This window comes from Bacillus sp. EB106-06-01-XG163, assembly GCF_058791615.1.
In genome coordinates this window covers 122191-147500 of sequence record NZ_JBYTDS010000009.1, presented here as the reverse complement: position 1 = coordinate 147500, position 25310 = coordinate 122191, and the positions used below count along the sequence as shown (strand labels likewise).

At 43.2% G+C, this 25310-nt stretch carries 11 protein-coding genes; 1 reads left to right on the top strand and 10 read right to left on the bottom strand.

Annotation, left to right across the window (positions count from 1 at the left end; genetic code table 11):
- Positions 1-18: 18 nt before the first annotated feature.
- Positions 19-138, bottom strand: a complete 120-nt coding sequence (locus tag AC3WTF_RS12630; protein ID WP_003154518.1) for a GapA-binding peptide SR1P — start codon at positions 136-138, stop codon at positions 19-21.
- A 113-nt stretch (positions 139-251) separates the two neighbouring features.
- Entirely contained in the window at positions 252-1052 is an 801-nt protein-coding gene (locus AC3WTF_RS12625) for a polysaccharide deacetylase family protein (RefSeq protein ID WP_007409665.1), read from the bottom strand.
- A gap of 248 nt (positions 1053-1300) precedes the next feature.
- Between AC3WTF_RS12625 and AC3WTF_RS12620 the strand changes: the two genes are divergently transcribed.
- Complete coding sequence (locus AC3WTF_RS12620; RefSeq protein ID WP_007409664.1) at positions 1301-1675, top strand: hypothetical protein; 375 nt, start codon at positions 1301-1303, stop codon at positions 1673-1675.
- Between the two features lie 47 nt (positions 1676-1722).
- Here AC3WTF_RS12620 and lpdA read toward each other — a convergent pair whose 3' ends face one another.
- The 8 genes from lpdA to AC3WTF_RS12580 all read right to left on the bottom strand — a co-directional run bounded on the left by lpdA (position 1723) and on the right by AC3WTF_RS12580 (position 25295).
- Positions 1723-3135 carry a dihydrolipoyl dehydrogenase gene (lpdA, locus tag AC3WTF_RS12615; RefSeq protein WP_007409663.1) on the bottom strand — a complete coding sequence of 471 codons (1413 nt, stop codon included), beginning with the start codon at positions 3133-3135 and terminating at the stop codon, positions 1723-1725.
- 4 nt (positions 3136-3139) lie between these two features.
- Positions 3140-4468 carry a pyruvate dehydrogenase complex dihydrolipoyllysine-residue acetyltransferase gene (gene pdhC, locus AC3WTF_RS12610; protein ID WP_012117474.1) on the bottom strand — a complete coding sequence of 443 codons (1329 nt, stop codon included), beginning with the start codon at positions 4466-4468 and terminating at the stop codon, positions 3140-3142.
- A gap of 123 nt (positions 4469-4591) precedes the next feature.
- Positions 4592-5569, bottom strand: a complete 978-nt coding sequence (gene pdhB / locus AC3WTF_RS12605; RefSeq protein ID WP_003154528.1) for a pyruvate dehydrogenase complex E1 component subunit beta — start codon at positions 5567-5569, stop codon at positions 4592-4594.
- 3 nt (positions 5570-5572) lie between these two features.
- On the bottom strand, positions 5573-6688 hold the full coding sequence (gene pdhA, locus AC3WTF_RS12600; RefSeq protein WP_007611171.1) for a pyruvate dehydrogenase (acetyl-transferring) E1 component subunit alpha: 1116 nt from the start codon (positions 6686-6688) through the stop codon (positions 5573-5575).
- A gap of 469 nt (positions 6689-7157) precedes the next feature.
- Positions 7158-8249, bottom strand: coding sequence for a serine hydrolase domain-containing protein (locus AC3WTF_RS12595; protein ID WP_047935682.1), 1092 nt, complete (start codon positions 8247-8249; stop codon positions 7158-7160).
- Positions 8250-8281: 32 nt separating this feature from the next.
- Positions 8282-12133 carry an alpha/beta fold hydrolase gene (locus AC3WTF_RS12590; protein ID WP_129003686.1) on the bottom strand — a complete coding sequence of 1284 codons (3852 nt, stop codon included), beginning with the start codon at positions 12131-12133 and terminating at the stop codon, positions 8282-8284.
- Positions 12134-12183: 50 nt separating this feature from the next.
- Positions 12184-19584, bottom strand: a complete 7401-nt coding sequence (locus AC3WTF_RS12585; protein WP_492314268.1) for an SDR family NAD(P)-dependent oxidoreductase — start codon at positions 19582-19584, stop codon at positions 12184-12186.
- On the bottom strand, positions 19584-25295 hold the full coding sequence (locus AC3WTF_RS12580) for a type I polyketide synthase (RefSeq protein WP_047935679.1): 5712 nt from the start codon (positions 25293-25295) through the stop codon (positions 19584-19586). Before AC3WTF_RS12580 ends, AC3WTF_RS12585 begins: the two co-directional genes overlap by 1 nt.
- Positions 25296-25310: the final 15 nt, after the last annotated feature.

Sequence of the window (25310 nt, the reverse complement as noted above, 5' to 3'; positions counted from 1 at the left end):
CGGGCCTTTTTACGCTTTTTACTCTTCTTCAAGATGACACTGGCATTGTCCGCAGCATGTTCCGTATAACGTCGTGACCTTCTCATCCTCAAAGTAATGAATCGCTTCGTTACAGTCTTGGCAAACAATTGTACCCATCTGTCATTCCCCATTTCTCAGAATTTGAAAACGCTTAATTTTTACTTGTTGTTATTATATTATTATGTCACATTTAATATGTCAACTGATAAATTGTATAACACATTTATTTTTTACGGTCTTTTTATAGCTCGAGGGTCAATCACAGTATATCCTTTATGACGCAATCCTTTTACAATGTCCGGCATGGCTTCCGCCGTCCATTTCCGGTCATGCATCAATATGTTGGCCCCGTCCCGCAGATAAGGACTGTTCAGTGTGATATCGGTAAGCGCTTTTTTGGATTGATATTTCTGATCCCAATCATACCCGAAGGTCCAGTTCATTTTCACCATACCTTCTTTTTTTATAAGTCTGTCACTGTAGTCCGTATTGCTTCCGAAAGGCGCCCTGAAAAATGCGGGTTTCTCTCCTATTACCTTTTCAACCGCTTTATTGACGCCAATGATTTCTTCCCGTTGTTTTTGCTCGGAAAGATCTTTTAAGTTTTGATGAGTCATTGTATGATTACCGATCATAAAACCTAACTCATGAATATGCTTAAGCGCTTTCTTATTTTCATCTTTTTTCAAAAAATGTCCGTTTACAAAAAAGATCGCTGACGCATTGAGATCGTGCAGTTTGTCCGCAATCTCAGCGGCATGCTGATCAGGCGCGTCATCGATCGTTACCAATGCGATCGGTTTTTTCTCTTTCTGTTCATCCATTTTTTCCACAGAAAAGCTTTTCGGATTGATATAGTAACGGGGCTCCGCCTTCTGTTTTTTCTGTTTTTCCTCTTTTGTATGGTGGTTTTCCCGTTTGGCATGATTGGCCGCGGCTTGAGAATGGGGTTTGTTTGTTTGCATCTTTTCATTTGATTGGCAGCCGGCGAGTAAGCACATACATATGACGGCTGCAGCGGCTTTATACATGACAATCCCTCCTGATATGGTTTTGCTCCCAGTATAACGAAAAAACAGCGCTCTCACGAAAAACAATGTGCCTTTTTTACACATCGGCTGCGCAAGTTGTCACACGTATTATTTCTTCATTAAAAACGGTTTCAATTATATAACAATTCAGTAACAAGCCTTAGGTTTTTCACCTCTCGTGATACACTTGATATAGTCCTTATAAATGGATGAACCAATATATTATATAAAACAGAGGAGTAAGATAGATGCGCTACCGTACGGTGATTCCCTTTTTTTTGATGCTGTTCGTTCTGTCAAGCTGTTCGGTTTCTACTGTCAGTCCATTCACAAAAAACCGGATCGACAGCATTCATCACACTCAAATCTTGTTTTTTTCCGATGAAAATCATATAGATAAAGAAGTGCCTTATTACGATGCGATTCTTGATTTAGAAAAGAAATATCCCCATCATGTCGATCAAATGAAGGTTTATGACAACAGAAAGGGATGGGAAGAGGAAATCAACACGTTCCCTGCGCTGATGGTGATCAATCATCGGCATGTGGTCATGAAGATTGAGGGATCCGTAAAGAAAAAAGAGGATATCATCAAACCTATGCAGCATGTGCTTGCACAATAAAAACAGCCCCCGCTTTTACAAACGGGGGCTGTTTCTTTGTTACATTATTATTTCACGATATGGATCGGGCTTCCGATTGCTACTTCGGCAGCTTCCATAGTGATTTCGCCCAATGTCGGGTGAGCGTGAATTGTCATTGCGATATCTTCAGCAGTCATTCCGCCTTCGATCGCCAGGCTCAATTCAGAAATCATGTCAGAAGCGCTTGCGCCGGCAATTTGCGCACCGATTACAAGACCGTCTTCTTTACGAGTGATCAGCTTCATGAAGCCGTCAGTTTCGTTAAGAGACAGCGCACGTCCGTTTGCTGCAAACGGGAACTTAGCTGCAACGACTTCAATGCCTTCTTCTTTCGCCTGTGCTTCAGTGTAACCGACAGAAGCCAGTTCAGGCTCAGAGAATACAACCGCCGGAATACCGAGGTAATCGATTTCAGCCGGCTCTCCTGAAATAGCTTCGGCAGCGATTTTACCTTCGTAAGACGCTTTGTGAGCCAACGGAGGTCCGTCAATGATGTCACCGATTGCGTAAATGTTCGGTACGTTTGTGCGGCACTGCTTGTCTGTTTTAATGACACCGCGGTCAGTCATTTCGATACCGACTTGCTCAAGGCCGAGCTCATCAGTGTTCGGACGGCGTCCGACAGTGATTAATACGTAATCAGCATCAACCGTTTTTTCTTCGCCTTTTACTTCGAATGTAACTGTTACGCCGTCAGGTCTTTCCTCAACGCCTTTAGCCATGGCGCTTGTATGGATTTCAACGTTGCCTTTTTTCTTCAGTCTGCGGGTAACGAGAGAACTCATTTGTTTTTCGAAGCCAGGAAGAATTTCATCTCCGCCTTCTAAAATAACCAATTCAGTTCCGAAGTTCGCATACGCTGTTCCAAGCTCAGTACCGATATATCCGCCGCCGATAACAACGAGCTTTTTCGGAATTTCTTTAAGCGCAAGTGCGCCTGTAGAGTTCAGAACGCGTTCGCTATATTTGAAGTTTGGCAATTCGATAGGGCGAGAACCGGTAGCAATGATTGCGTTTTTAAATGTGTATGTTTGCGCAGAGTTCTCATCCATTACGCGGACAGAGTTGCTGTCTACGAAATAAGCTTCCCCTTTTATAACATCCACTTTATTTCCTTTTAAAAGACCTGCAACACCGCCGGTAAGCTTATTTACAACAGAAGCTTTCCATTCTTGGACTTTTGTAAAGTCAACCGTTACGTTCTCAGCAGTGATTCCCATGTCATCTGAATGTTTTGCATTCTCGTAACGATGGCCTGCATTAATGAGCGCTTTTGAAGGAATACAGCCGACGTTCAGACAAACGCCTCCAAGAGTTGCTTTTTCAACGACTGTTACTTTTTGTCCAAGCTGAGCAGCGCGGATGGCAGCTACATAGCCGCCGGGTCCCGCACCAATCACAAGAGTATCTGTTTCAATAGGGAAATCTCCTACTACCATAACATTACGCCTCCATTAAAATAAGTTGTGGATCGTTCAGTAAACGCTTGATGTGGTTTAACGCATTTTGTGCAGTTGCTCCGTCAATCATACGGTGGTCAAAGCTGAGAGAAAGAGCTAAGACAGGAGCAGCTACAATTTCACCGTCACGGACAATCGCTTTTTCAGCAATACGGCCGATACCGAGAATCGCAACCTCTGGATGGTTGATAACCGGTGTGAACCATTGGCCTCCGGCAGAACCGATATTTGTGATCGTGCAAGAAGCGCCTTTCATTTCCGCAGGTGCAAGCTTGCCTTCACGCGCTTTTGTAGCAAGGCTGTTGATTTCATCAGAGATTTCGAAAACGGCTTTACGGTCGGCATTTTTCACTACCGGCACAAGCAGGCCTTTTTCGGTATCCGCTGCAATTCCGATGTTGAAGTAATGTTTTTGGATCACTTCATCTGTTTTATCATCAATAGATGTGTTTAAAACAGGGAATTTTTTCAAAGCGGATGTTAATGCTTTGACGACGTAAGGCAGATAAGTCAGCTTGATGCCTTGATCAGCAGCAACTTGTTTGAACTGTTTGCGGTGAGCAACAAGATTTGTTACGTCAACTTCATCCATAAGAGTTACGTGCGGTGCAGTATGCTTAGAGTTCACCATTGCTTTCGCGATCGCTTTACGGATACCGCTCATTTTTTCGCGTGTTTCAGGGAATTCGCCTTCAGGAGCCTGAGCCGCTGCAGGTTTAGCTGTTTCCTGAGGTGCAGCTGTTTCTTGCGGTGCCGCTTCTTGAGCCGCTCCTCCATTTGCAAAGCTGTCGATATCTTCTTTTACAACACGTCCGTTATTGCCTGAACCTGTTACTTTACGGATATCCACGCCTTTTTCACGGGCATATTTGCGTACGGAAGGCATCGCGATCACGCGTTTGTTCGGATCAGCTTCCACTTGGTCCTGCTGTCCTGCGCCGGTTTCTTTTGCAGGCTCTTTAGGAGTCTCTTCTTTAGAGATATCCTGCCCTGCTTCAGCAGACGACTGAACTTGAGCTTCAGTTTTCGCATCTCCTGAATCATGGCTTCCTTTAAATTGAAGATCTTCGTAACCAGGTGCGTCAAACGTAATAATCGTTTGTCCAACAGTTGCAACTGTTCCCTCTTCAACTTTTAATTCTAATACTTTTCCTTTAACAGGTGAAGGAATTTCTACCACTGCTTTATCATTTTGCACTTCAGCCAGAACATCGTCTTCTTCTACCTCGTCGTTCGGCTTAACAAACCATTTTACGATTTCGCCTTCGTGGATACCTTCCCCGATATCCGGAAGTTTAAATTCAAATGCCACAGTTTTCGACCTCCTAGTTGATTAAGCAAATTTTAGTTATGCATTCGCAAGCATTGAACCTAGTAAACAGACTCCTTCATATAAGAGAAAAGGACTCTCTTTACCGTCTTTTATGATGCCTGATTAAAATTCAAGAACTTTTTTCGCAGTTTCAAGAACGTCTTTATGGTTTGGAAGCCATACGCTCTCAGCAAGCGAGAAAGGAAATACTGTATCAGGCGCCGCAACACGCAGAACCGGAGCTTCCAGGCTCAGAATCGCGCGGTCATTGATTTCAGCTACAACGTTGGCAGCGATGCCGGCTTGTTTTTGAGCTTCTTGCACGACAATTGCGCGGCCTGTTTTTTCAACAGAAGCAATAATCGTATCAATATCAAGCGGACTTACAGTGCGAAGGTCGATAACTTCAGCAGAAACGCCTTCTTTTTCAAGCTCTTCAGCAGCCTTAAGCGACTCATGAACCATCGCGCCGTATGTGATGATAGAAAGGTCAGTACCTTCGCGTTTCACATCAGCTTTGCCTAGCTCGATTGTGTATTCCTCCTCAGGAACTTCCTGACGGAAAGAACGGTAAAGTTTCATATGCTCTAAGAAAACAACCGGATCATTGTCTCTGATAGAGGCAATCAACAGTCCTTTTGCATCGTAAGGAGTGGATGGGATAACAACTTTAATACCCGGCTGCTGAGCGATAAGGCCTTCCAAACTGTCAGCGTGAAGTTCAGGTGTATGAACCCCTCCGCCGAATGGAGAACGGATTGTCACCGGAGAAGTCCAGCGTCCGCCGGAACGGTAGCGGAGACGAGCCATTTGTCCTGAAATTGAATCCATTACTTCATATACGAATCCGAAGAATTGGATTTCCATAACAGGACGGTAATCTTGCAGGCCTAAACCGAGAGCGAGACCGCCGATACCGGATTCAGCAAGCGGCGTGTCAAATACGCGGTCCTCACCGAATTCTTTTTGAAGGCCTTCAGTTGCACGGAATACGCCTCCGGCAACGCCTACATCTTCCCCGAAAAGCAGAACGTTTTCATTGTTTTTCAGTTCTGTGCGTAACGCATCAGTGATCGCTTGAATCATTGTCATTTGCGCCATGGCTTACTTCGACTCCTTCGCTTTGTAAATTTCAAGTTGTTCTTTCAAGTTGAACGTCGGCTCTTCAAACATATTCTCAATCAGCTCTGTTACTTTCGGTTTTGATTCGCCGTCAGCCTTTTTGATAGCTTGTTTGATTTCTTCTTTGGCCTGTTCAATCACTTTGTTCTCTTCTTCTTCAGACCATAGTCCTTTGTTTTCCAAGAACTTGCGGAAACGTACGAGCGGGTCTTTTTGCTCCCATTCATTTTCTATTTCTTTCGTACGATATTTAGTCGGATCGTCACCGGACATTGTATGAGGTCCGTAACGGAATGTAAGAGTTTCAATCAGAGTCGGACCTTCACCGTTAATTGCGCGCTGGCGTGCTTCTGCGGTTGCAGCATAAACGGCTAGTGCATCCATTCCGTCTACTTGAACACCTGTAATACCGACGGCAACTGCTTTTTGGGCAATTGTCTGTGCGGATGATTGCTTTTCTACAGGAGTTGAAATCGCATAGCGGTTATTCTGAACAACGAAGATCGCTGGCGCTTTAAATGCTCCGGCAAAGTTCATTCCTTCATAGAAGTCACCTTGAGAAGCTCCGCCGTCACCAGTGTAAGTAATAGCTACCGCTTTTTTACCGCGCTTTTTAAGACCTAAAGCTACACCTGCGGTTTGGATAATTTGAGCACCAATAATAATTTGAGGTGATAAAGCATTTACTCCCTCAGGCATCTGATTACCTTTAAAATGGCCTCTTGAGAACAGGAATGCCTGGTGTAAAGGAAGACCGTGCCAAATCAGCTGAGGAACGTCACGATAACCCGGAAGGATAAAGTCGTCCTGTTCAAGCGCGAAGTGTGATGCAATTTGTGAAGCTTCCTGGCCCGCTGTCGGTGCATAGAAACCTAAACGTCCTTGACGGGAAAGAGAAATTGAACGCTGGTCTAAAATGCGGATATACACCATTCTTCTCATTAATTCCTTTAACTGATCATCTGAAAGATCAGGCATTGCGTCTTTATTTACGACTTCTCCTTCAGCATTTAAAATTTGGAACGTTTCAAACTGCTTATGAATAGCATCAAATTGTTTTTTGCTATCAACAATTGAAGTTTTTGTCTTTGCAGCCATTTTTTAAACCACCTCTTCTTTTGATTTAACAGGGTTAGGATACCGTTTAGCCATCCGTATTAAAAACAGTCTTATCATGCTCTGCAATTCTAAAATTAATCATTCAGAAATTCACATAGCGCTTAAGCAAAGATAATGACGTTTAAACTGTACTAATAAAAAAAGATTTTTTATTAGTACAATATGATCAACAACCATAGTTTACAGTAATTAAACAAAGCCGTCAATTATTTATAACTTCATTTTGAAACCGCTTATAAAACATAAGATCATATTGCGCCAAACTGTACTATAAAAGACTTTAAACTGTATTATAAAAATGCTCTACTGTACTATAATTAAAAAAAATTACAAAGAGTAAATTAAGTTATTTAACTTCGGGTCAGGCTTTGAAAAGATGCCGCGGGATAAAAACGGGCAGTTAGCAATCGTCCCGCCTGCCGAACAGACGGGACGACGCTTTTGTCAATTATTCAATACCCGCCCACACGATATTCAGCGGCGTCAGCACGGCATGAGGATGAAACTCGGAAATCGGAGTGAAAAATACATACGTAAAATCTTCGGCTGGATCAGAAAACATGCCGCACCACCCCATTCCAAGATGTGAGAAGGTTCCTTCTGTCATGAAATAATGGTCACCGGCCGGCCACAAATTAATGCCTAAACCAAAGCCGCCTTCCTCTCTGGGCGCTCCGAAGAAGTAAAAAGGAAGACCGGGCTTTATTTGATTTCTCAGCATCGCCTCGACTGTTTTTCTTCCAAGCAGCTTCTTATCTTTCAATCTGCCTTTATTTCTAAACATTTCAGCTAACTTCCAAATATCTCGCAATGAAGAGTACAGACCGCTTGTCGCTTTATTCGGAAAATACGGGTGATGACTTTTTTCCAGCTGTACGCACTCGTGCTCATTGATCACACAAACTTCTTCTTTTAAAGTATCAGGCACATAAAAATACGTTCTTTCTAATCCGAGCGCTTCAATAATATGCTTTGTTACATACTGTTCGTAGGATACGCCTGTTACTTTTGAAATAATGATGCCAAGTATAACAAAGCCGGTTCTGGAATAGTTCCATGCTTCATCCGCTCCGTACTCCAAAGGCGTACTGACCAGATAGTTTATCCATTCTTCCTCATTCGTTAAGTCAATGCCTTCAGCCTTTTGAATATCCAGCTCAAAACTTAATCCCGCCGTATGAGTCAAAAGGTGCAAAATTTTAATTTCTCCGAAACCCGGTTTATCAAACGCTGGCAAAATGAGCTTGACCGGCATTTTCAGATCGAGCAAACCTTTTTCGACGAGCTGCATGACTGCTACAGCGGTAAACACTTTTGTCAAAGAACCGATTTCTCTGATGGTATCAAGCTGAAATGTTTGCTTTTCTTTTTGTCCGCCGGTAAATTCCCCTAACGACTCAGCTGCAAAAACCTCACCTCCTCTTGACATCATATAACTCGCACATTGCAGATCTCCATTGTCTATCATCGTCTGATAATGGCCGTTAAGAGCGTTAATTTGTTTCATATCAAATGCCGGATTGCTTATTGTTTGTTTCATTGTTTTCTCCCCCTGTACTGTATGTATCGTTTTCATCCCTTACTTACTGATTTCTTGATGAATTCTGACACCGCTTTATTAAATTCTTCCGGATGTGTGATGTTCGGAAGATGCCCCGCTCCCTTAATTTTCTTTAATTCTGCATTGCTCAGCAGGTTCTGCAGCCTTTTTGTTTCTTTCTGATCAACTACGCTTTCCTTCTCACCCGTAAGGATAAGCGTTCTTGTATGAATGTCTTTTAAAAAGCCGATTGTAGAATAGCCTTCTTGTTGATGTATCTTCATAAAACGTTCAATAGAAGCATTTAAGAATTGATTACTGTGTAAACTTTCATATTCATGTGATTTTCCTATAGCTATAAAATCATTTTTCAGTTTTTCCTCGACACTGCTTTCAGGGTCTTCTTCGTATGCGGTGTAACTTCCGGAAAGAATGAGCGTTTTTACTTTTTCAGGGTATTCATAGGCTATCCTCTGCCCTATCATGCCTCCCCAAGAAGCTGCCGCAATGTGGATCGGCCAAGCAACTCCTATCTCGTTCAGCACTTCGATAAAAGTCTGAGCCAGCCCGCTCAGTGTAAAATCGGCGCTCCCCTCACTCAGCCCGTAACCCGGTGTGTGTATGACAATTACATTAAATTGATCTGCCCACTCCTTCATTTGTTCTTTCCACATGTAAGCAGTGGTAGCAAAACCGCAAATCAGTAAAATTGTTTCACCCTTACCGCTCATCAATATTTCCATATGCCGGGCATTTTCTGTGTTTGCCAGAAAATGAACGGTTTCCGTTTCTTCTGTCTGGTAAAAAGCGATGAGTTTTTTTGCGGCATCGCTTTGATTGTGCTGAAGGGCTCCTTTCTTCAGTCTGCTCCAATAGTGCAAATAATCGTCGAGATGATGATTGGAAGCTGTGCCGAGTATCCGGAAAGGACTTTCAGCTTCTCCCGTAACGACTGACGAAGCATCAAAATCGGCTGCAATCGCTGAATCTCTTACCAGAGGCGGTGCTGAACGGACGGATAACGGCTTGAAATCGTTTTGTATTTTTTCTTTTTCTCCGTATAACACGATCAGCTGGTGGCCTTGGCCGAGAAGCGAGTGTTCAAAAGCTTTGATTCCGGCAGTATTTTCTAATGGGTGAAGTCCGTACTCCGTTTTCATAATGTCTTGAATGCCGGGATCAACTGACATGCCTCCGTCTTTCCAGAAAGGCCAATTTACAGCGATGGTTTTTCCTGATCTTCCCCCCGCCTTTCTCATACATTCCCTCCACTCGGCAAAATGCTCCAGAAAACGATTGGCGTAGGCGTAATCGGCTTGACCCAGACTTCCGATTTCTGAGGAGATGGAAGAAAACAAAACAAAAAAGTCTAAAGGCATATCTCTGAGCGCTTCATCCAAATGAATCACACCATTGACCTTTGATTGCAGCACCGCTTGAGCTTCCGCGTCTGTTTTATTCATAATGAGAGAGTCTTTTAACACGCCTGCACTGTAAATGACCCCGTTGATTTCGGAATAATCAGCATGAATTTTTTCCGCTAACTTGATGACCTGCTGCTTATCTGACATGTCAGCCTGGATATAAGAAATGCTTGCCCCGTCATAGCGGATGCTGTCTAATTTTTCTTCCATGTCTGCTGTCATTTTCGATCGCCCGGCAATGATAACGCTGGCTCCGTGATTTGCATAAAGAAACGCTGAAATAATCCAGCCGATGCCGCTTAATCCTCCGATGATGAGATACACTCCGTTTTTTACAAACTTTGCGGCCTTTTGCCCTGGTTGCAGCGAAGCGTCTTTGTATGCTGTCACCCGCCTTTTTTGATCGCCGTCATATTTCACAGCCTGATGATGTCCGGCACTTAATTCATTGAGAAGCAAAGGTGCTTTTTCAATGGTTTGTCTTGAAGAAATCTCAACCGTTTTACACTTTATATTCGGCTGCTCCGCATTCAGCGTTTTAAAAAAGCCTCCAATCGCGGCGTAAACCGGATTTGTATATTGACCCTTGTCATGCACGTACAAAATGTTGATGTTTTCTTTTGTTTTTTGACGGATCAACGCTTTGCTTAAATAAAGGATTGAATAAAAGCTGTGAGTCAAATCTAACGCTGCCTCAGTATAAGCTTTTTTTGACAGGTAATGAATGATTGACGCCGGAAACGCTCCGGACTTTTTCATATCTTCTAACAGTCTGGAGTAATGAGCAGACTGCTCCGGATTAAATTTATAATGCTTTTCATTTACCATTTCATATTCAGCGGCGGCTTCCGCATAAATAACATTTTCACTGCCGATGTACTTTCGGATTTCATCACTCAATGAACTGTCGAAATCGAAAATCAGTGTATTTTCCTTAGGTACTTCTCCGGACTTTAATGGCGATTCTATCCATTCTTTTTGTAAATACAAGGAATCAAGCACCGGCTTTTCAGACGGCTCTTTCGTTTGCGTTTTTTCTTTAAAAGCTGCGGCCGGCGTATTACGCACATCATATTTTTCTTCTAAATAAGCCGCTAAATCATGAATATTGTTATAATCAAAAAGCAATGTCGGATACAATTGTGTATCCAATCTTTCCTCGAGAATTTTCGATATATGCAGCAGCTGTTTTGAGTCAAGACCCAGTTCGTAAAAAGATTGGTGTTTGTCCGCTTTATTTGGCGGTGTGTTTGTAACCTCTCCAATAATGGATGACAGCTCATCTGTTAATGTTTTATGACTGTCTTGGTGCTGAACTGTATCAGAGATAGAGTCTGTCATGTCGGCTCCGTATTTCTCCTGCAGAAATTCCGTCAATTCACCGATTGTGGAGTAATCAAATAATAAAGTCGGGTACAGCTTTGAACCTAACATCAGTTCTAATTTTTTGGATAAGTCTAATAATTGTTTAGAATCCAAGCCCATCTCGTAAAAGGAAATATCATTCTTCACTGTTTCAGCAGGTTTTTCAATCATGCCGGCTATCTCTTGGATCAAATTATTTCTGATCATTTCTTTATTGTTCGCTACGCTGCCGACTTCTTTAGCTTTTTGGGAATGCTCCAGCCTTTGTATTGATTTTTCATTTCTGACTCTTTTCACACCGAATCGCTCATAATAAAAAGCAAGCACTCCATCAGGCCTGTATACTTCTATGTCCGCATATAAAATGTCTTTAGAAGGCGGCTGCGTTATACTGGTTTTATTAATATACACAAAACAAGACCCAGTTGTTTTATGCAGTGCCCTGAATGTCTCAATATATATAGGGATAAACGCATTTGTTCCTTCATCCGGCAAGTCTGATGTAAGGATTCCCAACAAGCTGAGAGACCCATCCAAAAATGCGGGATGCATGTAAAAGTCATCTGTATATTCTTTTGAAAGTCCGCTTAAACTGACCTCTCCCAGAATATAATTTTCACCTTCATATACCGTACCTTCCAATTTCATAAAATCTTTATGAATCAGGCCGCCCCTGCGCAAATTACGATAGGCGGCTTCAGCATCCGAAATCCGGACGGCCCCTTTCTTTAATTCTTCGATTGAAATTGTCTTTTCGTTTATCGCATTTTTTCTTATGATTTCCGCCTGCAAGTTGACTGACGCTTCACCTTCCGCCTTTTCAGCGACCCATTTCCTGCTTGTTGTTTCAATAAGCCAGCCGTTTTCTTGTTCCGTAAACTGAAAGGTGACTTTTTTATCAAAATGGACTGACGTCGCAACAGGTTCACGGAATAAAACATGTTTGATTTCAAAACTTCGGGGTGATATCCCTTTCTCAGCTAAAAATCGTGTTATTAAATCCAGATACGTTACGCCGGGTATCGTACGCACTTGATGAAGGACATGGTCTGAAACAATATAATCGTCATGTTTGACTAATACGCTGAACCTCATGCAACTCGACAACCTTTCTTCTTTTACAAAGTAAAGAAACAGAGCAGGTGCTACTCTGTTTCATCAATAATTTCAAGAAGCCGTTTTTTATTCTGTTTGATTTGTTTTTTCCGATTTGAATCCGGCCAGTACTCTTTTCTGACAAACTCGGCAGGCGGCAGCGGAGTTCTGACGGAATGATATGAATCATCCAGGCCGCTTACCAAAAGGTGGGCGTTTGTTCCGCCAAAACCGAAAGCGCTGATGCCCGCCCTCCGTTTTCCATCCTTCCAGCTTCTCAGCTCTGTATTCGGATAAAAAGGCGACTTTTCAAATTCAAAGCGGGGATTTGGCGTTTCACAATTCAATGTAGGCGGAATTTCCTTATGCCATATTGATAAAATCACTTTAATGAAACTTGCCGCTCCGGCAGCGCTTAATAAGTGTCCGATATTGGTTTTTACACTTCCTACTCCGCAAAATTGCGTTTTGTTTGTGTCTCTTCGGAATACTTTTGTCAGAGCCTGAAGCTCAATCGGATCTCCAATCATCGTGCCTGTGCCGTGAGTTTCGACGTAGCTGACTGATCCGGGAGTGATATCGGCTTTTTCAAATGCATCTTGAATAACCTGCTCTTGAAGCTTAGGATTCGGGGTCGTAATTCCCATTGTCGCACCGTCGTTATTAATAGCTGATGCTTCAATGATACCGTATATCCGATCTCCGTCAGCTTTCGCTTTCTCCAGCGGTTTTAACAGAACAGCGCCAAAACCCTCTCCGGGTACAAAACCGTTTGCCCTTTCATCAAAAGTAAAACACTGACCGTCCGGCGAAAGAGCTCCTCCTTCTGTTAACATCAGGTAAGGAATTTCATCCAAAAGCAGATCCGCCCCTCCTGCCAGCGCCATCTCTGAATCACCGTTTTTTATGCTTTGGCAGGCTAAATGAATGCTGACTAATGAAGAAGAACAAGCGGTATCAGAAACCATGCTTGGACCGTGAAAATTAAAGAAATGCGACACATGTGAAGCAATAAAGTTTTGACTAAGCCCGACGATGTGGCTGCTGCTTTCTTTCGGCAGTTTGTGACCGTAGCCGCCCATTCTGGAACCGACAAATACGCCGACTTTTTTTCCCGATAATTCCGTTTCTTCATAACCGGCATCCCGTACAGTCTGTACACTCGTTTCTAAGAAATGTCTTATCAGCGGGTCCGTTTGGATGGCTTTCTCCTCTTCCATGCGGAAATACTCCGGATCGAAGCTGCCGATTCCATTGATAAATCCTCCCCATTTGCTGATGCTTTTTCCCTTTTGCTGCACCGGAGAGTAATTTTCTTCTATATTCCACCGGGAATCAGGTACTTCTTTAATATGATTCTTCCCTTTTCTCAGATTGTCCCAAAATTCCTCTTTATCAGCCGCTCCAGGGAACTTACATCCGATTCCGATAACAGCTATCTTTGCAGAGGAAGCCGTCTGCGGTTCTGTATTTCGGCTCGTCACAGACTGCATATCTTGCATATCTTGCATATCTTGCTGATTGCTGCTTTGAGAATCAGTCTGTTCGATTTGTTTCTTCAACGGCGGCGCCGTCTTACCGATATATTCCGCAAGACCATGAATCGTGTTGTGTTCAAGAAGCACAGTAGGGTCAATTTTTTTCTGAATCATTGCTTCTATTCGATGTATAATGCTGACAAGTAGTATAGAATCCACACCGTATTCCTGAAAATCCGTATTTGGGTTAAGCTTTTCAAGGGGAATGCTCAATTCCTCGGCAAATACGGCAGAAAGTTCACTGACAAGCCCTTCTGAATGATCAAAAGTGTCGGGAGTCTCCTGTCTTCGGACTGGAACCGAAGCTCCGCCGGTTTTATTGATGTTCAGGAGACTGTCTGCATGAAACACTGTTCCTTTTTTCACGATAGGAATGATATTGGCCGATTTTCTCTCCAGTGCATGATACAAAATCGCCAGTCCTTCCCGTGTGGATAGAGAGTCCAGTCCCAATTCATCATATAAAGGACTCGTCACAGTACCCATTCCGACTTCTTTCCAGCTCGGCCAATTGATGGACGTGAAATACGTTCTCCCCTTTTGAAAATGATAAGCCGCGAAATAGTCCATATATGCGTTTGCAGACGCGTAATCAGTCATTCCTTTCGACAGTTTGGGTGACTGTGCTGCAATTGATGAAAATAGAATAAAGAAATCCAGCGGCCTATTATTAAAAATCCGCTCCAAATTCTGAAGTCCAGTGACTTTCGGCCCGTACACCGTCTTAAATTCACTCATTCTTTTATGAATAAAGGCTGGATTTCCGCCGCTGTGCAGTCCGGCACAGTGTATGACACCGCTTATATCTTTAAATTCAAGGCTTACTTGGTGAAAGAATGAACGCAGCTTCTCTTCATTTGTGAGAGAACCGCTGTAATACATATAGTTGACACCTTTCTCTTCAAAACTTTGAAACAGTTTTATATTGCTGACTGTCTTTTCGTCCTGTCTGCCCTCTTTCAGCAAATGATCCCATTCACTTCGCAAAGGTAATGGACGCGTACCCGTCAGCACGAGTTTTTTCACTCCCCGTTTCACCAAATCTTCAGCTATTGCTCTGCCAATGCCCCCTGTCCCGCCGGTAATCACGATGGCTTTATCCGCAGGAAATGAAACAGGCCCGCCGGTATGGATTCTTTCTTCTTCAAAATACGGAACATATCTGACGCCGCTGCGGTAGCATACTTCATTCTCTCCGGTACATTGCGCCCTTTCATTCTCAAAGATTTGTTTCAGCTCATGCGTTTCTTTCATGCTGTCTATATCTATTGTTTTCACATGAACAAAGCCGTATTCCGCAGAAAGGGCTTTCAGAAAAGCCGCTGATTCTGCCCCTGTCAGCTTTGGTTTTTCCGCTTTAAATACCTGCAAGCCATTGGTGATTTGTAAAATGGATAATGGTGTTTCCTTTTTACTCCGCTTAATTATTTCTTGTATAAATAAGAATTTACCATATGGGATGCCGTTCTGATTGTCACTCTGGTTTCCGATATCTGAGAAATCAAATATATTTTCGACCTGCCGCTCACCGCCCGAGAAGATCTCACGGATAACGGCGTATGCGTGGTTTTCATCTAATAAAGAACACTCAAACATTTGATCAGAGTGTTTTATAAATGAAGAGTGATGTTTGATGACAATCAGATTCTCCTGATCTATATCCGAACAAATGGTGCGGGCAATTGATTCTGTGTCTTGATTTACAAATGCTACTGTCAGTCCGTACTCTTTTGTTTCGGATGGATTTACAAACGGATTCTCCCTCCATTTTTTTTGCAAGTGATGTTGAAAAGAATGCTGAGGGATCTCTGTCTTCTCAGTCCTGGACGGAACCCAATAACGTTCTTTTGCAAACGGATAAGTCGGAATTGAGATCCGTTTACCCGGCTGCTGTAAATGTTGATGAACGGATTTCCAGTCGATATCCGCCCCCCAAACCCATAATTGAGCCAGCTTTTCCGCTTCACCGTTCTCAATAATAGTCTTTACAAACAATTCACCTGCTCTGCCTTCCGTTAACGCCTTCATTTTTTCAGCAAATGCATCTGCTGATTGCTGATGAACATATACGCCTGGAACTTGCTTGTCACCGTGGCAAAACTCAAATAATTTATCTTTGATTTCTTTAAGAGACGTACCGGTAATCGCCGCTCTGGCCTCCATCGCTTCTCTGCCCGATTGTGTAGTGTATGCCAGATCCCGTAAAACGACGCTTTCCGATTGGCTGCCTTCCATCACTTCATTCGGGAACAGGTTTCTTATCGCTCCGGCATATTCCTTCAATAAGTATTCAGTAACCGCTTGAATGGAGGGGCAATCAGTTAATTCATACATCGTGAGTTCAATATGAAACATTTCGTTAATAAAATCCGCCATCCGGCTTAATTCCAAAGGCCCTACGCCAAATTCACTCAGGTGATCAGCAATATTAATTTCTTCCGGATGGATATGAAGCAATTCCGAAACTAACGGTTTGAGTACTTCATACACCTTTTCTTTCATATCAGGCTGCTTATCCTTTACTTCAGGACTTAGTGAACGTTGGATAAAATCTCTCATGTTTTCGGCATACTCAAGAAGACGTTCATTGTCTTTGGCAGATAACAGGACAATATGCGGTTCGTTCTCAACATGTTCTGTTGAGACGTTTGTTTCTTCATATTCTTCTATAATGATATGAACGTTCGTTCCTCCCGCTCCGAATGAGCTGATCCCCGCTCTTCTCGGAACAGTTACTGTTTTTCCGTTTTCCTGCAGTTTCGGTTTCTTCCAATCTTGCAATGACCGCTGTACATAAAAGGGAGATGCTTTAAAATCGATATTTGGATTCAACGTCTCCGCATGTATGGAAGGAAACAGTTTTTTCAGTTTCATTTGCAAAAGAACCTTTGTCAAACCGGCAATTCCCGCTGCGGCCTCAAGATGGCCGATATTTGATTTGACAGAACCGATGGAACAATATTGAGTGTGCTCCGTAAATTCCCGAAACGCTTTTGTTAACCCGGTGATCTCAATCGGGTCTCCAAGAGAAGTTCCCGTTCCGTGAGCTTCAATATAACTAATTGTACGAGGATCAATACAAGCTTTCTGAAGCGCGTCCTGTATCAGTTCAGACTGACCATTTGGATTAGGAACCGTAAAACCGTTTGTTCTCCCTCCGTGATTGACCGCTGTCGCTTTAATCAGCGCATAAATATGATCTCCGTCCCTTACCGCTTCCGCCGCCGGCTTTAAAAGTACGGATCCCACTCCTTCTCCCGGTACATAACCGTCACCGCCCTCGCCGAATGTACGGCATCGGCCATCACTTGCAAAGAAGCGGCTTTGATTTAATAATGTATATTTATTGGGATGAAGCGTAAGATTGACCCCGCCCGCAACAGCAAGTGTGCTTTCTCCTCTTCGTATACTTTCACAGGCTAAGTGAATGGCGTTAAGAGAGGATGAACACATTGTATCAACCGCCATACTCGGCCCCTTAAAGTTAAAGAAATATGATATTCTGTTTGCTATTGCAGAAAATGGAGACCCGACGGCCAGTTCATTTCCTTTAAGTGATTCTTCAACGCCGAAAAATTGATAGCTTCCATATGTGACGCCTGCAAATACTCCGACCTTTTTGCGGGTCAGATCTGAAGGTTTATAACCCGCATCCTCTATGGTATTGTACACTGTCTCTAAAAAGAGACGTTCCTGAGGATCAAGAAAAGCCGCTTCTTTCGGTGATATCCGGAAAAATAAAGGATCAAACCGGTCTGGATTTTTCAGAAAACCTCCCCACTTATAGCAGCTTCCCTCCAGCATTTCTTTCCGATCATCAGGAATTTCGCTTACGCAATCCCGTCCATTCATCAGCACATTCTGGAACTCCCTGATGTTTTCCGCACCCGGGTATCTGCCGCTGACACCGATAATGGCTATATCAGCAGAAAGGGGATCGGCCGCAATGTGCTCTTTTGAACCTTCTCCTTCAGAGCGTACCAGCGCTTTTGTTTCCACTGGTTTTCTTTTTTGCTTTTTTTGATATGAGACAAGTTCAGATGTGCCGGCCGGTTTCAGCAGTTTCATCATTCGTTCGCTGTGATGACTCAGGAAATATTCAGCTAACTGAGATATTGAATGATATTCAAAAAATAATGTTTTCGACAATCTGCCGATACTTTGCTCCAGCTTTTTGGTCAGACGCATGATCATTACTGAATCAATGCCGTATTTCTCCAGGTATTGTTTTTCATCTATGAGTGAGACCGGTAATTTCAATTCCTCTGACATTATATTTTTCAGATAACTGATGATATTTTGTCTTAATTCATCGTTTTGCAAATCGGCATCTTCCTGCTGGTCTGAATGTAAGCTGATTGTGCCGGCACGCTTCAGCACATCCTCAATCTTTTCTTTTCGGCCTTTCAGGGCAATCAGCTGTTCAGATGATTGACACAAGCTGTTCTCCAGAGCCTGTATTCCGTCACCGTCATCTAACGGGTCAAGACCGAGTTCCTGTTTCATGTAGGATATTCCTTCATCGTCAATATTCATCCCGCCGGAAGTCCATAGCGGCCAATTGACTGACACTATCCTTTCGGCAGACTCTTTTGCGGTCATAACTGCTGCATACTGATCCAAACAGGCATTGGCGAAAGCATAGTCACATTGGCCGGCTGAGCCGAAGACTGCCGATGTGGATGAAAACAAGACAAGTAATTCAACTTTCATTTTTTTGATTTCTTCCGCCAGCCACAGCGTGCCATAAACTTTCGAACCTGTGACTTGATCAATTTCTTCTTTTGTCTTTCTTAAGATAAAAGAGTCACGGAGTACGCCGGCACTGTGAAATACTCCATGTAAGGTGCCGAACTGCTCTTTTGCAAAAGCAAACATCCGTTCAGCATCACTTTGTTTTGAAACATCAGATCGGATATATTCAACTGTTGAACCTGAACTTCTTAAATATTCGATCTTTTTCTCCTGCTCTTCAGTTAAATCAGAGCGCCCTGTCAATATGAGATTCGCTTTCCATTTTTCCGACAGATGTTTTGCCAGAATATAACCGAGACCGCCCAGGCCTCCTGTAATCAGATAATTCCCATGATGTTTCAGCGGCTGGGTTAAATCGAATGAGCCGGCTTTATTATAGCTTTTCGTAAAACGTCTGCCGTTTTCATAGCGCACTTCAAAATGGATATCCCGTTTTTCGTCACACTCTCTCTGATATATATCCGCTATTGCTGGAAGAGCGGCTCCCGCACCCTCTGATTGCGTAATATTGATAATCTGATAGTGAAAATTGGGGTGTTCCTGGTGAACGGTTTTCACCAATCCGCCGAGAGCATGATGCAGCGGCAGTTGTTCTTTATTCTCTGTTTGAAAAATATGCGTCAGCTTTATTATCTTTTTCCATTTTAGTTCAATCAGCGCCTGTGTAATATACAGAAGAGAAAACAATCCGTTTTCCAATTGTTTCTGTATACCTTCCTTCCTCATGTCAGCCTGAGAATCAGACCACAAGTGAAGAATCTTTTCGGGCAGCTGAAAATGATCATGAATGTATCGGAACAGCTTTAGATAATCGTCTTTTTTCACGTGGTTCATACAAATCGTATCATCATGTAAAACAGCAAATTCTTTTCCGCGGATAACAAACAAGAGAGTACAGTCCTTAAACAAACCGCTCAATTCTTGTATTTGCCGTTCATTTTCTGCAAAAATCAGGAGCAATCCCGTCAAGGGTACGCTCTTCTTACTTGGAATGAACGATTCAGTCCATTCCGGCTTGTAATATAAAAGCGGATGGTTCGATGCCCGTGATTTTTGATTCTGAATGGATGTCACACGGGCATAGCCTTCGTCAGCCGACATTTGTCCTGTTTGAATCAGATCAAGAATATCGCTGAGTTGTTCACGTTTTCCGTTCATCATTCTTCCCCCATTAATTGTTTCAATACAGCCTTCTGATCAATATCATTGGTTTCCAATTGACGCAGGAGACGAATGAGTTCGTCGTCCGTCTGAACAGTGTCTTTTTCATGACCATATCTGAATCTCACATCTCTGCACTCTGCCAGAATGCTTCCGTTTCCATCTGTAAATGTCATATGACACGTTACATCACGGCTGTTCTGCCGGTTCTCTTTTTGAGTATAGACATAAAAATTTTGAGCGAGAGGGTGATAGACATCCGCCGCTCCCATTCCGATCAATTCCGGGAAGGTTTCTCCGCTGACAAAAAACGCACTGGCTTGAATCGCGGACTCAAGCGCTTCAGGAGAGATCGTAAAATTCTCTCTTTTTGCATAAAGCTCATCCGGCAATGAATGAAGCGACAGCATTCCGTCACTGTTTTTCGCTGATTCAATGACAAAAGGCGCTTCAGCAGGATGTTCAGTCATTTTTGATTTGACTTCAGCAATATCAAGCGCTTCAGGAAACATACCGCTTTCAGGCTTAACAATATGCGCATTTCCCCTGGCAAGACGTACTTTATTTTCATTTTTTGTGTTTGCATATATGTCAAACCGCGCAAAGTCGCGCTCAGGCGTCAGCGTAATCATCAGTTCCCGTATATCAGTCATTCCGTTCATGCTTTCGGTCCACAATAAATCAGTCAATGTTTGAACTGGTTGTCCAAATGCCGCCGCTGCATTGACGATAGCCATTTCAGCCAAAGATGCATAAGGGAAAAAGGACACGTTTCCTTCAGACAGACTTAGTGCGAACGGATGATTACGGCTGATTTTTTTCGTGAAACTGAACTGATTAAAATCGGACGTGTTACTCCCCAAGAAAGGGTGACTCGGCTTACTCACATCCGCTGAAACAAGTGCTTCCCCTTTTTCCGCTATCCAATACCGCTGTTTGATCAGCGGTTGTCCCGGAATAGAAATCCTGCGGGCATTCCGATTCACCTCAAAAGTCTCCCAATCTATCTTTCTTCCATTTACCCATTTGGATGCTGCTTCGGCGTAATCTGAACAAACGTGAGGCATTTCATTGTGAACTTCTGATTCGAATGTATTACCGGTATGACTGAAGTTGCTTTTTTCACCCCTGATATAAGCTGAAAGCTCTTCAGCAATGACCCGCCCGGAATCTGCCACTATCGCCAGCCGTTCTTCCATATGATCGCGTCCCGTCTGAAGTGTATAGGCAATATCCTGAAGACGCAGTTTATGATTGCTATCCTTCGATTCATTTTCTGATAGAAAATCAGCCATAACCTTTGCATATTTTATCAGCCGTTGTTTGTCTTGAGCCGATAAAACAAAGATCACTCGGCCGCTTTGATGATCAAAAGCTTTTGGCGGCTCATACGCTTCCAATATAAGATGCGCGTTTGTTCCTCCTGCCCCAAAAGCGCTTACCCCGGCTCTCAAAGGATGAACAGCATTGCTGTTTTGCGGAATATTCCATTCAGCCGCTTTCCGCTGCACTTGAAAAGGAACCTGATCAAAATCTATAAACGGATTAACAATATCGGAATGCAGAGAAGGAACAAGCTGCTTATTCTTCATTTGGAGAAGCACTTTCGTTACCGCAGCGATTCCTGCCGCAGATTCTAAATGTCCGATATTTGATTTCACCGAACCGATGGCGCAAGGATGGTTCAATTGATAGGAATCTTTCAGTCCTTGAATTTCAATCGGATCGCCTAATGACGTCCCTGTTCCATGCGCTTCAATATAATTGACGGTATTCGGATCAATGTCAGCTTTACGAAGTGCTTCTGAAATGACCTCCGCCTGCGCATCCGGATTCGGTATGGAATACCCACTCGTCTTTCCTCCATGGTTAACGGCGCTTCCCTTAATCACACCGTATATTTGATCTTGATCTTCTATTGCTTTTTTCAATGGTTTTAACAATACGGCCCCGACTCCCTCACCGGGAACATAACCGCTTCCGTCTTTTCCAAAACTCCGGCATCTGCCGTCACTTGATAGAAACTGTCCCATGCTGAGGAACTTATATTTATTCGGATGTATTGACAAATTCACTCCGCCGGCTAATGCCATATCGCTCTCTCCGCAATGTATGCTTTGGCATGCGTAATGAATAGAGGTCAGTGATGAAGAGCACATTGTATCCAGAGCCAAACTCGGACCTTTTAAATGAAAATAATAAGACACCCGATTGGCAATTGAAGAATAGACGGACGCCGGCGAGAAAGCCACTCCATTTTCTTCTCCTTCAAATAGTTGATATTGGCCCCACATTGCACCGACAAATACACCGACTTTCATCTTTTCCAGCATGTTTCTCGGGTACCCTGAGTCTTCAAAACAATGTTTGGCCGTTTCTAAAAAGAGCCTTTCCTGGGGATCCATAAGTTCTGCTTCCCTTGGGGAAATATGAAAGAAAAGCGGATCAAATTGATCGGCTCCGCTGATAAAACCTCCCCACTTGCTGTAAGACTTCCCTTTCATATCTCTGTCTTCGCTGAAGAAATCATCCATATTCCAGCGGTCAGGCGGGATTTCTGTAATACAATCTTTTCCGCTCTTTAAATTCTCCCAAAATTCAGGTAAGTCTTCAGCCATCGGATACTTTCCGCTTAATCCGATAATGGCAATGTCCTCATGCCTTGTATCAGCTGTTTCATTTATTTGGATCTCACGGCTTTCATCCTCTATGAAGGTATCTTGAAGTGCAGATTCCAATTTTTCTTTGTCACCTTCAAACACGATCAGCTGTGATGCGTTCAGAGAGAGTGAATCTTGAAAAGCTTTGATCCCATTGGTTTTACTAAGAGGAACCATACCAATTTTTTGTTTCATCCATTTTTCAGTTTGTTTATCCACTTTCATGCCGCCGTCTTCCCATAGCGGCCAGCTGATGGCTACTGAGACGCCGGAGCGTTCTTTTTTCCGCCTCATTCCTTCACGCCACTCAGCGAAAAGATCGATGAACCGGTTGGCCAATGCGTAATCCGTCTGTCCGATATTCCCGTACATCGAGGTGCTTGATGAAAACATCACAAAGAAGTCCAAAGGTTCGGTTTGCAGCAAGCTGTCCAATAAGACCGTCCCATTTATTTTCGGAGCGATTACTTCCTGAATTTCATCTTTTGATTTTTGAATCAATAAAGCGTCGTGCGTCACACCGGCACTGTGTAGCACACCGTTGATTTCTCCGAATTGCCTTTTAATGGTTTTTATGATTCGCTCTGCATCACGGCTATCTGAAAAATCACCTCTTATATATTGAACCGAAGAACCGCCTGCTTTCATTCGGCTGATTTTGTTCTTTTTGTCTTCCGTAAGTTCAGAACGGCCCGCTAAAATAATATTGGCTTTCGTTTGGGCTGCGATATGTTCTGCAAATATAAGGCCTAAGCCGCCGGCCCCTCCTGTAATCATGTATACTCCGTTTTCTTTAAAGGAGAAATCTGAGTTTGGAGCCGGTTCTGCTTCCCGTAAGGCACGGACCCAGCGCACATTTCCTTCATAATAAAGATCGGTTTCTCCCGGATGCGCTTCCGTAGATTCGACTCTGATGATTTCAGCTGTAAGTTCCGGCAACGATGACTTGTCTGATACTGATATCCCGATTGTCTTAAGGGCCAGTTTCGGGTTCTCAAGCACAATAGACTGCCCTGCGCCATGGACTGAAGCGTAAAGCGGCTGATCATTTTTATGATCCGCCGGATAAAGGAAAAGCGATACAACCTTTTTTTCCGTCTTGCTGCGCATCAATGCCCGGCTGAAAAAGAATAGCGGGTAAGCCCCTTTAGAAAGCTGTTCACTTATTTTTTCCGGGCCGGCAAATGATCCTTCCGGCCACCCGTACACCACGGTGTCGGGCATTTGCCCCCTTTTTTTCAGATCAGCTGCAAGCCTGTCAAAGTGAGCTTCCTCCCTGTGATCTATCTCATAAACACCGTCTCCGTGATAGGAGAAACGATTCCCTGATAAAACGAGAATGATCTGTGTATTTTCGAACCCATTTTCAGCATTTTCCCGCATAAAATGAAAAAGCTCTCTGTCATATTGAAACAGCAGGCATGTTCTTTTCTTTTTATTGCTGCAATGCGGGTCCCAAGCGGCAGGCTTTTGTCTCCAATACGGCGTTAAATATGTCAGAGCCGTATGATTCTCTCCATGATGAAGAGGGAGGTCTTTGTCAACGAAAGTCTTTTCGCCGCTCTCTGCAAAATAATTTGCAAGTTTTTGAATCGTCGGATACTCAAACAATAAAGTAGGGTACAGTTCCCTGCCTGTTTTCTCCTCCAATGCTTTTACGGCTTGCATAAGTGTTACGGAATCGAGGCCTTGTTCATAAAAACCTTTTACAACAGAGAGTGTTTCAGGGGCAGTCCCTTTGATGTCTGCGATCAGCTGCTGAATGTCTCCTTCTGTTATAAGAGCGGAAAGATTTTCGTTCTTACTTTCTTTCATGTCAGGCTTTTCAGCCGGTTGATTTTGCGTTAAGAAATAACTGGACATTTTTTGATTTTCTTTAATATACGCGGCGAGTTCCCGGATCGTTTTCTGCTCAAACAGGAGTGTAGGATACAGCTGTTCCCCTGTTTTGTTTTCAAGTTCTTTGACAATGGCAAGCAAAGAAGCTGAATCCAGGCCTTGTTCATAAAAACCAATGTCTGTCCTTATGTCACGCAGATCTATATTTGAAACCCCGGATATTAATTCTTTAAGGTGTGTCTCGATGCTTTCGCTTCGATTTATGATTGAATCTTTTCTGATCAGGCTGTCTTTTGGCTGAGAAGCCGCTTCAGTTTCCAAACGAGTCTGCTTCAGGTTTTCAATTAAATCTTTTGAGCGAATATGTTTCACAGACAGCCGCGTAAAATAAGCGATCATCTCCCCGTATGCATCGTACAAACCGTAACTTACTTGGATGACATCCCCTGAATCATGATTTTGGTCTTGCTTCTCTATGTACACATAACACCTGTCTTCCAGGCGCTTCGTCATACGGAAAGATTCAATATGAATGGGAATATACGTTTTCATCCGGCTTGCCGGAGATCCTTGTGTAAAATATTCGGGACATGCCTGATAAAGGATCGATATGATGGTAGACGCATCAAGAAAAGTGGGATGCAATTGAAAATAGCCGGTATATTGATTGGCAATTTGGCTGAGCGTTAACTCTGCAAGTACAGAATGATCAGACGCATAAACCTTCCCCAGACTCTTCATAAATTCAAAATGCTCTATATCAACCTTTTTTAAATAGTCATAACATATCTCCATATCATCTTCACGGGCGGAGGCATGTTTAATTTCATCAATATTGATTGAACTCATGCTTTCCGGGAATTTCTGCATGAGCCTGCAGGTCATATTCTCATCCCAGCTTTCATCCAGAATGCGGTCATCTTTTACCTTTCTGCTCTTCGCCTGAATTTCCCATCCCTGTTCCAATCCCTGAAAACGGATGCGGATTTCTCTGTCAAAGGTATCCGATGTTGCTACAGGTTCCAAATACAAAATATTCTGACACTCGAGTTCTTCAATAGGCAAACCTTTGCTCAGCGCCATACGGTATATCATATCTAAAAATGTGACACCGGGTATAATCCGGGTGCCATGCACCCGGTGATCCCTGACAATATAGTCCGTATGTTTAATTGTTAATGTGAACTGATAGTTTTGATTACTGGCCACCTGTCTCATTCCTTT

Bases quoted from the DNA above. Each gene is read 5' to 3' on its own strand.
- AC3WTF_RS12585 (WP_492314268.1), bottom strand. From the start codon at position 19,584: ATGAACGGAAAACGTGAACAACTCAGCGATATTCTTGATCTGATTCAA.
- AC3WTF_RS12620 (WP_007409664.1), top strand. From the start codon at position 1,301: ATGCGCTACCGTACGGTGATTCCCTTTTTTTTGATGCTGTTCGTTCTG.
- AC3WTF_RS12590 (WP_129003686.1), bottom strand. From the start codon at position 12,133: ATGAGGTTCAGCGTATTAGTCAAACATGACGATTATATTGTTTCAGAC.
- AC3WTF_RS12625 (WP_007409665.1), bottom strand. From the start codon at position 1,052: ATGTATAAAGCCGCTGCAGCCGTCATATGTATGTGCTTACTCGCCGGC.
- pdhA (WP_007611171.1), bottom strand. From the start codon at position 6,688: ATGGCTGCAAAGACAAAAACTTCAATTGTTGATAGCAAAAAACAATTT.
- AC3WTF_RS12595 (WP_047935682.1), bottom strand. From the start codon at position 8,249: ATGAAACAAACAATAAGCAATCCGGCATTTGATATGAAACAAATTAAC.
- AC3WTF_RS12630 (WP_003154518.1), bottom strand. From the start codon at position 138: ATGGGTACAATTGTTTGCCAAGACTGTAACGAAGCGATTCATTACTTT.
- pdhB (WP_003154528.1), bottom strand. From the start codon at position 5,569: ATGGCGCAAATGACAATGATTCAAGCGATCACTGATGCGTTACGCACA.
- lpdA (WP_007409663.1), bottom strand. From the start codon at position 3,135: ATGGTAGTAGGAGATTTCCCTATTGAAACAGATACTCTTGTGATTGGT.